An 11,516-nucleotide genomic window follows, 5' to 3' on the forward strand; every position below is an offset into this window, starting at 1 on the left:
TTTCGTGGCAGCCTGTCCCCGGATCGCTCTTCTGCTTGTCTTCGGCATCATGATGCTCGGAGCGGGTTCCATGGCTCGCGCGGATCAGACGGGAGATCGTCAAGACACTCGGGATGAGATGTTTCAACACCTGCTCCAGCTTCCCCGGTCGCAGGCGATCGAGTGGCTCGAAGAGCGGTTCGAGAGCAGCCCGGAATCACGCATGCAACTCGTCGAGCGGGTGGGCACGGGCCGCACGATGGAGGAGTTGCGCCGGAATCGGGTCGACGAGGCAAAACGCGGGGATCTTCTCCGTCTGCAAGAGCTGATCGCCGAGGCGCTGATCCGGTCGTCGGGCGAGGAGGAGCCGCTGCTCGGCACCGGCCTGACGCAGCTTGCCGGCGGTTGGCTGCGGGAGGCGGAACACGCGATGGTCGTCGAGCGCGACAAGGCCGAAAAGGCAAAGCAGCGGTCGTTCCGCCCGAGCAATTACCGCTACTCGCCCGGTCCCCCGGCGCTCGCCTTTTCCGTGCTCAACCGTACCGTTCCGCGCGGGTCATGGATCGAATGGGTGAGCCCGGACATGCGGGATCAAATCGACGCGACCCTCGCCCGCCTCGCGATGCGACAGCACAAGGCCTACGGCAGCGAGGTGCAGGCCCGCATCCTGCGAATCGCGGAGACCAACCCGCGATTGGCCGGGGAACTGGCGGAGGAATACCTCGGCTTCCGGGCCCGTCAATACAACCCCGGGCTGTTCACGCAGATCGCCCCCGACCCGTTCGGTCGGAAGGAGGTCGGCATCCCGCTCACCCATGCGACCCAGAAGGCGAACCTGACATTCCTCCGCGACTTTGCGAACGAGCTGGCAGACCACGGCGTCAACCTCGCGCAAAGCGACGCCTTCGTGCAGGCTTTCATTGAGAGTCATGCCATCACCGAGGTCTTCCAGCCGGCGGACATTCGGGCGGTGTTCGGCCCGGTCGATGAAATGTCCACCCGCCAGATCATCGGGCTGACCCGGGCGATGAAAACGCGGCTCGGAGATATCTGGCGCAGTGAGAAGGCGAACAAGGAGCAGCTCACCCGGCGCGGGCCCGAGGAAATCGTCGAGTCGGTGAAGGCAGGCTACGAAACGGCGGCCCGGATGCTCGAAAGAGCCTGTGAGCAAAGGCCGGACGACTGGAAGCTGCACGCCTTCCGCGGCTCGCTCCTGCACGACAAGGCACAGTATGCCTACTTGAACAACGAGGATCGCGCCGCCTTCTGCGCTGCCCGGGACGCAGCCCTCGACAGTTTCGAGGAAGCCGGGTGGACCTATCTCCTTTCACTTTCCGGCAAGGAGCCGGCGAATCGGACCATCGAGCCCTTCGTCGCCTGGCTCAACGTGATCCTCGGCAGCAGCGATTTGGCGGGTCTAACGGTGGAGGTCATGCCCGATCTCCGTGGTCACACGTGGAGCAGCCGGCTGCGGGACCTGCGACGGCTGCTGGAGTCGATGGCCTTCGTCGAGGAGCTGCGGGGCAGTGACCTGACGCCCGACCAATTGCGTGCCGCGGTGCTCAAGGAACATGCCAGGGCGAAAAGGATCGACCGGGATATCTGGAAGCTGCGGGGAAGGGCCGCCGACGAGCGCACAGCCCCCCACGAGGTCACGCCTGCCATGCTCCGTTCGCTGGACCTGAGCGCGGAGGAGAAATCCCTCCTCGACGACTACGAAAAGCTCGAGGAGCGGCGCAAGAAGAGCGACCTCCTGCGCTGGCACCTCGGGGCGCTGTGCACTTACTTCGAGGAGTCCCTACCCGAACTGCCGCCCCACATGCGTCAGCGCTATCTCGGGGCGGGGCTGAAGTTGATCGACAAGGCCGGTTGGACGGAGCTGCCGGAGGGGCAGTTGGTTCGCGGCATCATCGCCGACTACGAGGACGTGCTGACCGAACTGAGGCTCGCCGTGGAAGTCGATGGATCGGAGCGCATCGACCCCCGGGCCAGCTTCGGCATGATGGTGAAACTTCAGTTCACCGAGGAGGTCGAGGCCAGCAGCGGCGGCTTCAGCCGCTATCTCGTCAACGAAACCACCGAGAGCCAGTACGCCGGGCGCAATACCGGCTTCGCACTCATCGACTACCGCGACAACCTCGAGCGGCGGATCCGCAACGCCCTGGAGGAGGACTTTCTCATCGAGCAGATCGTCTTCGAGAAGACGAGGAATGCGGTTCGCGACATCCCGAATGCGAAGTCGTCGGGCGGTCAGGAGTTCGGCGAGCGCCGCTGGCGCGAACAGGCCCTCGCCTACGTCGTGGCGCGGCCGATGGATGCGGCGGTCGATTGGATCCCACGGATCTACATGGACATGACCTTCAACGACGGCACCGGCAAGGTGGTCCTGCCCGTGCCCTCGCGGAAGGTGAAGATCAACTGCAAGCCGGACGCCGGCGCCTCCCCGGTCCGCAGGATGTCCGGCCTCAGGATCACCCAGATCGCCAACCCGCAGAAGCTGCTCGAGGAGAACGGCCACGTCGAGCTGCGTATCTCCGCCGTGGCGCGGGGCCTGATCCCCGGGATCGACGAAATGCTGGATCTCGCCGTGCCCGGATTCGCAGCGCCGGTCGTCACTGAGGCGGAGCCGGCGCTCGTCGAGAAGTTCAAGCTGGAGGACGGCCGGTTCTTCGCGGAATCGCGGCGCGGATGGGTCCTCGAATACCGTCCGGACGAATCGCTCGACCGTGAGCAACCGGTCTTTTCCTTTCCCGGCTTCAATTCCGGTTTCCTGGATCGAGCCGAGCGAACCCGCGCGGAAGCTGTCCGGTTGGAAGTTTCCGATCCCGGGTCGGTCAGCCGGACCGAGAAACTCTACACGCCTGAGTTGGTCAGCAAGGTCCAACGCAACATGGACTACGTCACCGTTCCGGATGGAGAGCCGGTCGCCCTGAACCCGCAGGAAGTGCCGGAGGTTCCCGTGAGTCGCTGGAGATACCTGGCGATCGGTCTGGTCGGCTTGTTGCTCATGGCGATCGTCGTCGTGCTGGTCGTCCGGAACCGGCGCAAGGAAGAGCCCGAGATGCACCCGCACTCGCTCGCGATGCCGGAAGAGGTGAACGGGTTCAGCATCCTGTGCCTGCTGCGTGCCATCGCGAGGGATCCGTCGGTTCGCCTGTCCAATGACCAGCGTGCCCAACTGGCCGGTGACATGCGAAGGATCGAGCGGACGAGTTTCCGGCCCGATGCGGAGTCCCCCGAGTCGGACCTGGCCGGCATCGGGACGAAGTGGCTGGAGCTGGCGCGGAGGTGAGCGGACGCCACTGGCCCCAGCCGAGCTCCGAATGGACTTCCTGGGAGGGCGCGTCTTCTGCGTGCCGGTGCCGCCGGCTTCGCGAGCGTGGCTGTCCTAAGAATGACATCAGTCGCTCATGGGATTCAAGTTGAGGGCGGGCTTGTCCGGTCGGCACAATGTCGAAAAAGCAGGACGCGTCCCTCCTTGCCGCAGTGGGAGAGCGCCCTGGTTTCCGCCAAGCCATGATTTCAAAACCCACACGGATACGCCGGGCCGGCCCACCGGGCTTTGCGCTGGTGGTGACCGTCTCGTTGATGGTGCTGCTGGCCCTGTTGGCAGTGGGCCTGCTGAGTCTCTCGACGGTGAGCCTGCGTGCGTCGTCCAAGGGAGCCGCGCAGGCCGAGGCGCGGGCCAATGCGCGCCTCGCGCTGGCGCTGGCGATCGGGCAGTTGCAGAAGACCGCCGGGCCGGACCAGCGGGTCACCACCACTGCGGACCAGTGGACCGAGGCCGGCGGCGATGGCGCGGAATCGTCCGCCGCCGAGGAAAACCGCCACTGGACCGGCGTCTATCGCGCCTGGCCGGCCGAGACCGAGCAGCGCCCGCAACCCGAGTTCGTGTCGTGGCTGGTCTCCGGGCAGGCCGAATCCGCGGCCCGCCAAGAAACCGCCGGGGGCGAGACCGCCGACCCGGTTGTCCTCGTGGATCGGGGCACGCTCGGCGATGCGCCATCGGGCCGGGTGACGGTTCCCGCCCTCGCGGTCGCCGACGAGCGGGGCGCGGCGCGCCTGGGTTGGTGGACCGGCGACCAGGGCGTCAAGGCGGTCCTCGACATTCCCGAGACGTCCGAAGCTCGATCGCCAGCCGAAATCCGCGCAAGCCTCCAGGCCGCCCGCCAGATGGGGGTTCAGCTCGCCGCCGACGGAAGCGGACGACAACCCTTCGCCGAACTGGAGACGGATGATGCGCGACGCCGTCTGGTCACGGACTGGCCCCAGTCCGCCTTCCTCGCCGACGATCCCGCCTTACCTCGTGGGCTCTTCCACGATCTCGCGGCCAGCTCCTCCGGCATGCTGACCAACGTGCGGGCCGGCGGCTTCCGGAAGGATCTCTCGATGTATCTTGAAAGGGAACCCTCCGAGGCCCCGATCGAGCCGCTCTACGAGATCGACGGACGCGCCGGCATCAACTTCGCCGAACTCTGGCTCTACTATCAGGTCTACAAGGATCTCCAGTCCGGTCGCAGACTCGCCTTCACCACCGGCGGCAGCAGCTCGACCGATACGCCGTTTTTCGAGATCGATGGCAGCTTGGCGGCGGTGTCCCAGGATCACGCCATTCTCTACAAGCAACCGACCCTCATCAGCTACAAGTCCGTGCTCTCGTTTCATGCCCGGACGGTGAACACTTCGAACGGTCCCAAAAAGCGGCTCGCGGTGGTTTGCGATCCGATCATCACCTACTGGAATCCGCTCGACGTCCCGGTTTCGCTGCAGCCCGCCTACAACTCGGTCAAGTTCTGGCAGCTCCCCTACGACCTGACCCTCACGGTCGGCGGACGCACGGTCACGACCAGCCTGCGTCGGGCCCTCGCCGCCAGCAGTTGGCACTTTCTCACCCTCATCGCCGGCAAGGTGCAGCCCATCGTGCTCAAGCCCGGCGAGGTGCTGGTCTATTCGCAGGCGGCCAACACCACCATCAGGAGGTACAATCCGGGGCTCAACTACGTCGACGGCAAGGCCGGCTGGAACCTCGGCGGGGGCGTCGCCGTCGATCTCCGCGATCCATCCGGCGGCTACATCGAGGGCGACCCGAATGATATCATCCGCTACCGGATCCGGCCCAACGACGAGGTTTCGCGAGGCTCCCGGCACTTTTCACTTACCGACTACGGGCTCTATTACAAGGAGGACCGGTCGTCCCGCGGGCAATCCCTGAGGATCGGCAGCTCGACGATCGACGGCATCTACGGCGATCCCTACAGCTCGAGCTCGCCGAAGCCGGATGCCTATCGCCTCGTGGCCACCCAGGCCCCGCAGGTGTTCGACAAGTTCAACTCGGCGGACACCCGACCGCTCACCTTTGCCCGGCTCGACGGCCGCAAGGAGCCGTTCATGCTCCACGCGCACAACGCCAAGACCGAGTTCGGCTCCGACCGTGGCGGGCGCTGGCTCGCCCGGCACAACCCCAAGTCAACCGAGCACGACTTCGGCACCCTCTCGGAGGAGGAACTCGATCTGCTGCCCTTCGAGATCCAGGTCGAGCCCCTCGATGGCTGGAAAAACCGGAACCTCGAGGTCAGTCCCGACGGCAACGGTTTCTTCGGCGGTGGGATGAACGCCGAATTTGGCACCAACTTTCTCGTCACGCACTTCGTGCCCCGCCAGCCGGTGTTCTCGCTGGCGGCCTTTCAGCACGCCTTCGCCAACGGCTTCGATGCCGGTTCGACGTCCTCCGGGTCCACCGTGGTCCGACCCCGGCGTCCGATGCTTCCCCAGATCTGCCACCCCATCGGCAACTCCTTGGCCCCCTCGGTGCTGCCGCCGGAACAGACCGACGGCACCCTCGACGGTCGCCGCACCCTCGCCGACCATTCCTACCTCGCCAACCGGGCGCTGTGGGACGACTGGTTTCTTTCCGGCATCGCCCCGGACCCGCAAGGCCGGCGCACCCAGAGCCAGGTCGCCCTCGACTTCCTCAGCGGCGACCGGCCCCTCTCGGTCGCACGCTACCGCCTGACGTCCGATTCCGGGCAGCCCGACGGCCTCATCGACGAGTGGTTCGACGGCGACCAGCCCGCTGCCGACGCCCACCTCCTCACGGCCGCCGCCCTGCGGGTCGACGGGCTTTTCAACGTCAACTCGACCTCGGTCGAGGCGTGGAAGGCCATGTTCGCCGCCCTGCGTGAACATCCGGTCGTCACGCGCGACCAGAGCGGGGCCGAAGACGTGACTTCCAGCGAAGAATCCATCACCCCCGTCGCCAACCTGGTCACTTCCGAAGACCTGATCGCGAGCGGCGACGGCAATGTCGATGTCAAGGATCCCGCCCAGTGGATCGGTCGCCGCACGCTCGACGATGACGAGATCGACGCGCTGGCCAGGGCGCTCGTCCGCGAGATCCGCAAGCGCGGCCCCTTCCTCTCGCTCGCCGATTTCATCAATCGCCGCCCCGGCAGCGAGCGCGACCTGGCGGCCGCCGGGGCCGTCCAGAGCGCCCTCGACTCCGAGCAGGCCGGGATCAACAGCGCCTACGTCGAGGGGCCCCGCGCCGTCCCCGATGCCGACGCCAACCGCTATCCCTTCCCCGAGGCCGAGGCGGGGGCCGCTGCCTACGGGGCGCCGGGCATCGTCCGCCAAGCCGACATCCTCACGCCCATCGCCCCCATGCTCTCGGCGCGCTCGGACTCGTTCGTCATTCGCGCCTACGGCGAATCGGTCAGCGGCGGCAAGGTCGTCGCCCGCGCCTGGTGCGAGGCCGTGGTCGAGAGGCAGGCCGCGTTCGTCAGCCCCCAGGACGAGCCGAACACCGCCGCCGCCGATCTGGTGTCGGACGTCAACCGCCGCTTCGGACGTCGTTTCGAGCTGGTGTCCTTCCGCTGGCTCCACCCGAACGAGGTATGATTTTTCGCCTGATCCGCCTCGCCGTCCCGCTCCTTGCGCTGCTTCAGCTTGCTCATGCCGGGCCGACGGTGCGCGTCCTTTCCGAGAGCCTGCCGGCGGGGGTCGAGGAGCTGGTGATGCTCGCCGACGACAAGGCCAGCGAGCCCTTCAAGCCACCGACCAAGTATCTCTCCGATGAAATCGAGCCACCGGCTCGGGCCTTCGAACTGCGCACCTCGACGGATCGCCGGTTGGTTGGCAGGATCGCGCTTCCCGAGGAAGGCGACCGCTTCATCCTGCTGCTGCTGTCAAAGCCGGACGGCACCCTGCACGGCATCGTCCTGCGCGCCGACCAGCCCGGATTCCGCCCCGGCGACAACTACCTCTTCAACCGCACGGGCAAGAGCGTCGTCGGCTACGTCGGCACCACCCGCTTCCGTCTCAAACCCGGCGCCGGCCGCGTGGTCCGGCCTTCCGGCAGGGCGGACGAGGGCTTCCATCAGGTCGGCTTCGGCGTCGAGGAGGATGCCGGCACCCGCGCCCTCAGCATGACCCGCTGGCCTGTCGATTCCGAGGTCCGCTCGTACGTCTTTTTCTTCAACAACCCGCGCACCGGCCGCGTGGACTACCGGGCCGTCGACGAGTTCATCCCGGCGGTCAAGCCCGAGTGAGGGACGCGCCCGGGTCAGGCGTCGTGAGCTGTTCTAAGATTGGTGACAGGTGGTATTTCGGATCCCATTGACGATAAGTTCGCCGGCCGGCACCTTCGGAACGTTTTCCCCGGAAGGAGATTGATCATGAGCATGACCATCCAACGACCCTTGATCGCCACATTGCTGGCGGCGTGTTCCACCGCAACCGCAGTCCGCGGCGCGACCCTGTTCACCGACGACTTTTCCGACAAGACAGTGGGCGCAATCATCACTGATGGCTTGGGTCCCGGTGGTGATCGAGCGGGGTCTTCATCAGCGGACCAGCAGGTTGCCAGCAATTCGGGAAGTCCATTTGGTGCCAGCAACACCTATGCCGATATCAATGACAGTAGCAACACCTGGGGCACACTCCGGTCGAACACCTACACGGAGCTGAGTGGTGCGGTGAGCACCTTCCAGTTCGATTTTCACGAAACCTCGACCGGTGGCAGTGACGTTCTCACAGTCGGTTACGCCGAGAGTGGCGGAACACTTCCCGACCGGGTGAGAGTGAACTTAGACGACGGGAGGATTACCGGGCTCACAACGACCGTATCTAACACATATTCCCTGAATACGAGCTACACGATGTATCTGATCTTCAACGACACCGGCGCGGCGGTGAACTACGCCGGAGGCACCGTGGCCGCCGGCACTGCGGATGTGTGGATTGAGGATTTTGGGGGTGGAAACGCGACCTACGCAGGCTCGGTCAACGCGACCGGATCACAAACGGCTTCCTATCGCGTGGTCTTTCGATCCTTCAGCACCCAGACGCAGCAGGTGTATGTGGATAATGTAACCGCTTTCACGGGTGCCGCGGCAATTCCGGAACCGTCCAGCGCTTTTATTCTCCTTGGTGCGACGGGCGGACTCCTCTTGCTTCACCGTCGCCGGGCGTCTTGATCCGGGCGACAGCCCCACCAGGGTTTCGGGTCCGTTCCGGTCTTGAGGCTCAAGTAAACATCCAAGCCGAGCCTCTGTCATAGAATCGGATTCAGTCACTCACCGCCTTCGATTCGAGCATGGTCTCGGCCCGGTGTCAGGATCGCGCCGCTGACGGGTTTCCGTGACGGCTTCCGCAGCAGAACCGACTCTCATGAAACCCATCCGAATTCCGAAACGTCCCATGCCACTCCGGTCACAAGCCGCATGGCTGTTGTTGCTGGCGGCATTCCTTGCATTGCCGGGGCGGTCGGAGGTGCTGGTCTCCGAGGACTATGAGACGGGGCAGACCGTCGGAGAGCTGCCGAGCGGCGCGACGGTGGTGCTGCCGGGCACGCCGACGGATTTCATTTCCACGCTCATCATTGATTCCGGATCGAACGCTGCCGGGAGCGGGAATGGGGTCCGCCTGTGGGACAACAGCACGGTCTCCGGCGCCGGTGTCCGTCTCGGCTACGACCTCGTCGGCAGCGCCGCGGAACAACTCTCCGCGGTGCGGATCGACTTCTCCTTCGCCCCCCTGAGCACTTCCAGCAGTGGATTCTACGTCAGTGCCTCCGTCGGAGAATTCGGGGTGAGCCAATCCAGCTCGACGAAGCGCTTTCTGGACTGCCGACTTTATGCCGATGGGACCATCGATTTCATTTCATCCACCGGCCCCGACAGCACCAACAACCCGTTGCTGGCTTCGAGCAACACGCTGAGCATTTTCGTCAATGACGACGACTCCAGGTCGATCAGCTATGCCGCCCCGGATTCCAGCACGAGATCCCTGGGTGCCAATTCGGTGGCCTACTGGCTGAATGGCGCGCTCAAGCTCGAGACCGCGATGGAAGACCGAACGACCGCCGCCGGAACGGTCTTCAACTCAAGCAACAACATCGGCCGGTTTTCGTTTGCCTCCTTGTCGACGGCCTACGGGCTGGAATTCGCGATCGACGACCTGGTGGTGACTGCGCTCGAGGAAGCCGCCCGATTCCACAACCTGTTCCAGGACCACATGGTATTGCAGCGCGATCTGGCCGTGCCCGTCTGGGGATTCGCCGCGCCGGGGACTTCGGTGGAGGTGTTGCTCGACGATGCGCCCGCCGGTTCGGCGGTGGCCGATGCGAATGGCAGATGGACGGTTCATCTTGCGCCGCAGGCGCACGATGGCGGGCTCTCCCACGAGCTGAAGCTCATGGCCTCCGGGGAGGTCGTCCAGACCGTTTCCGATGTGATCTTCGGCGATGTCTATCTCTGTTCCGGCCAGTCCAACATGGAATGGGAGATGGATCTGGTGGCTGGGTTTGCCGATGAGTATGCCGACGACAACAACCCGCACATCCGGCATATCGCTATCGAGCGCACCATGTCGCCGACGCCGCTGGACGAGCCGGTCATCGAACACGCCTGGGCCACGACCAACCCCGCCGACATCCCCGATTTCACCGGTGTCGGCTACCTGTTCGCCCGGGAAATCCATGCCCGCACCGGCGTGCCGGTCGGTCTGCTGAATTCGAGCCACGGCGGACAGGGAATTCGCAAGTTCCTGAACTCCGAGGGGGTGGCAGCGGTGCCGGAACTGGCGGGCTATCTCGCCAATGCCGAACAGGGAGGTGTCAACGAGTTCGCCCAGGTTTTCAACGCGCAGATTTCCCCGCTGCTTCCCTTCGGCATCTGCGGATTTCTCTGGTATCAGGGGGAGTCCGACCGCCACGGCCCCATTCAGTATGAGGAAAAGATGCGTGCCCTCATGCGTGGCTGGCGTGCGGCCTGGGGCTATGGGGACCTGCCGTTCTACTATTGTCAGTTGCCCCATTTTTTCCGGGACACCGACATCAATTATCCTGAAACGGGATATCCTCTCATCCGCGACGGGCAGTTGCGGGCCCTGACGGAGGAGAACAGCGGCATGGCGGTGCTGATCGATGTCGGCGAGGACGACAACATTCATCCGACCAACAAGCTGGATCCCGGCTTCCGCCTGGCGCAATGGGCGCTGGCCGGCATTTACGGAGCCAACGTCGTTTACAGCGGTCCGGTTCCCTTCGAGACCCGCGTGGAGGGCTCGCAGATTCGCGTGATCTTCGATTACGCCGAGGGCGGGCTGATGATCGGGATCAAGAATGGAACCGATCCCGTGGAAGAGGTGGTGGGCGGGCCCTTGGAATGCTTCGAGGTCGCCGGCTCGGACCGGTCGTTTGTTCCGGCCCAAGCCGTCATCGACGCCGACACGGTGCTGGTCTCGGCGCCATCGGTCCCGGCGCCCAGGTATGTGCGGTACTGCTACTCGGCCGCGTCGAATGGAACCAACCGGCTCTACAATGCCGCCGGGTTGCCGGCGGCGGCTTTCCGCAGCGACCTGTCGTTCAGAATTTCGGTCTACAGCGGCAGTGGCTCGGCGGAGCCCGTGTTTCCCGGCAGCGTCCGCTCGGTGACCGCTTCATTGCCTCCTGCGGGCAAGGTGTTCGATCGCTGGCTCGGCGGGGGGGATGCCATTGCCGACGCCAACAGCGCCAGCACCACGGTCACCATGCCGGAAAGGGACCTGTATCTCATCGCAACCTACCGCGACTCCGGCGAACCGGCCCACACCCTGACCGTGAACAGCGGGGCGGGGGACGGAACGGCGCAGGCGGGAGGCATCATGGAGATCGCCGCGGATCCCGCCCCGCCCGGACAGGTCTTCGCCGGCTGGACCGGTGACACGCAGACGCTTGTCGACGTCCAGGCCGGCTTCACCACGATGCGGATGCCGGCATCGGATGCCACCGTCACCGCCACCTATCAGCTGGCCGGCGAGGTGCCGCCACCTGCGCCGTTGTTCAGGATCGAGGAGGTCACGGCGAACGAGGTTTCCATGCTTTTCCGGGATGACGAAGGTTGGCGCTACGAGCTGGAACGCTCGCCCGACCTTGCCGATTCCGAGTGGGATACCGTCCTCTACAATGTCAAAGGCGACGGCTTTGAGAAGGTTCTGGTGACTCCTGCAAACGGCGAGCCCCGGAGCTTCTACCGCCTGCGGGTGAAGTAGGCCGCTTG

At 65.0% G+C, this 11,516-nt stretch carries 5 protein-coding genes; all 5 read left to right on the plus strand.

All coding sequences use genetic code 11. The features are described 5' to 3' along the window. The first annotated feature begins 118 nt into the window (after positions 1-118). Positions 119-3,271 (plus strand): hypothetical protein, encoded by a 3,153-nt coding sequence (locus ACG2LG_RS07150; protein WP_396257635.1) that lies wholly within the window; start codon positions 119-121, stop codon positions 3,269-3,271. A gap of 224 nt (positions 3,272-3,495) precedes the next feature. Then, positions 3,496-6,876, plus strand: coding sequence for a hypothetical protein (locus ACG2LG_RS07155; protein WP_396257637.1), 3,381 nt, complete (start codon positions 3,496-3,498; stop codon positions 6,874-6,876). Further along, positions 6,873-7,526, plus strand: a complete 654-nt coding sequence (locus ACG2LG_RS07160) for a hypothetical protein (protein ID WP_396257638.1) — start codon at positions 6,873-6,875, stop codon at positions 7,524-7,526. Before ACG2LG_RS07155 ends, ACG2LG_RS07160 begins: the two co-directional genes overlap by 4 nt. 126 nt (positions 7,527-7,652) lie before the next feature. After that, complete coding sequence (locus tag ACG2LG_RS07165; protein WP_396257639.1) at positions 7,653-8,453, plus strand: PEP-CTERM sorting domain-containing protein; 801 nt, start codon at positions 7,653-7,655, stop codon at positions 8,451-8,453. 223 nt (positions 8,454-8,676) lie between these two features. Beyond that, positions 8,677-11,508 (plus strand): sialate O-acetylesterase, encoded by a 2,832-nt coding sequence (locus ACG2LG_RS07170; protein WP_396257641.1) that lies wholly within the window; start codon positions 8,677-8,679, stop codon positions 11,506-11,508. The last annotated feature ends 8 nt before the right edge of the window (positions 11,509-11,516 follow it).

It is taken from the genome of Haloferula sp. A504 (assembly GCF_044385805.1).
Lineage (GTDB): Bacteria > Verrucomicrobiota > Verrucomicrobiia > Verrucomicrobiales > Akkermansiaceae > Haloferula.

Excerpts from the sequence above, each read along its gene's own strand:
- ACG2LG_RS07165 (WP_396257639.1), top strand. The coding sequence starts at position 7,653 with ATGAGCATGACCATCCAACGACCCTTGATCGCCACATTGCTGGCGGCG.
- ACG2LG_RS07160 (WP_396257638.1), top strand. The coding sequence starts at position 6,873 with ATGATTTTTCGCCTGATCCGCCTCGCCGTCCCGCTCCTTGCGCTGCTT.
- ACG2LG_RS07170 (WP_396257641.1), top strand. The coding sequence starts at position 8,677 with ATGCCACTCCGGTCACAAGCCGCATGGCTGTTGTTGCTGGCGGCATTC.
- ACG2LG_RS07150 (WP_396257635.1), top strand. The coding sequence starts at position 119 with ATGTTTCAACACCTGCTCCAGCTTCCCCGGTCGCAGGCGATCGAGTGG.
- ACG2LG_RS07155 (WP_396257637.1), top strand. The coding sequence starts at position 3,496 with ATGATTTCAAAACCCACACGGATACGCCGGGCCGGCCCACCGGGCTTT.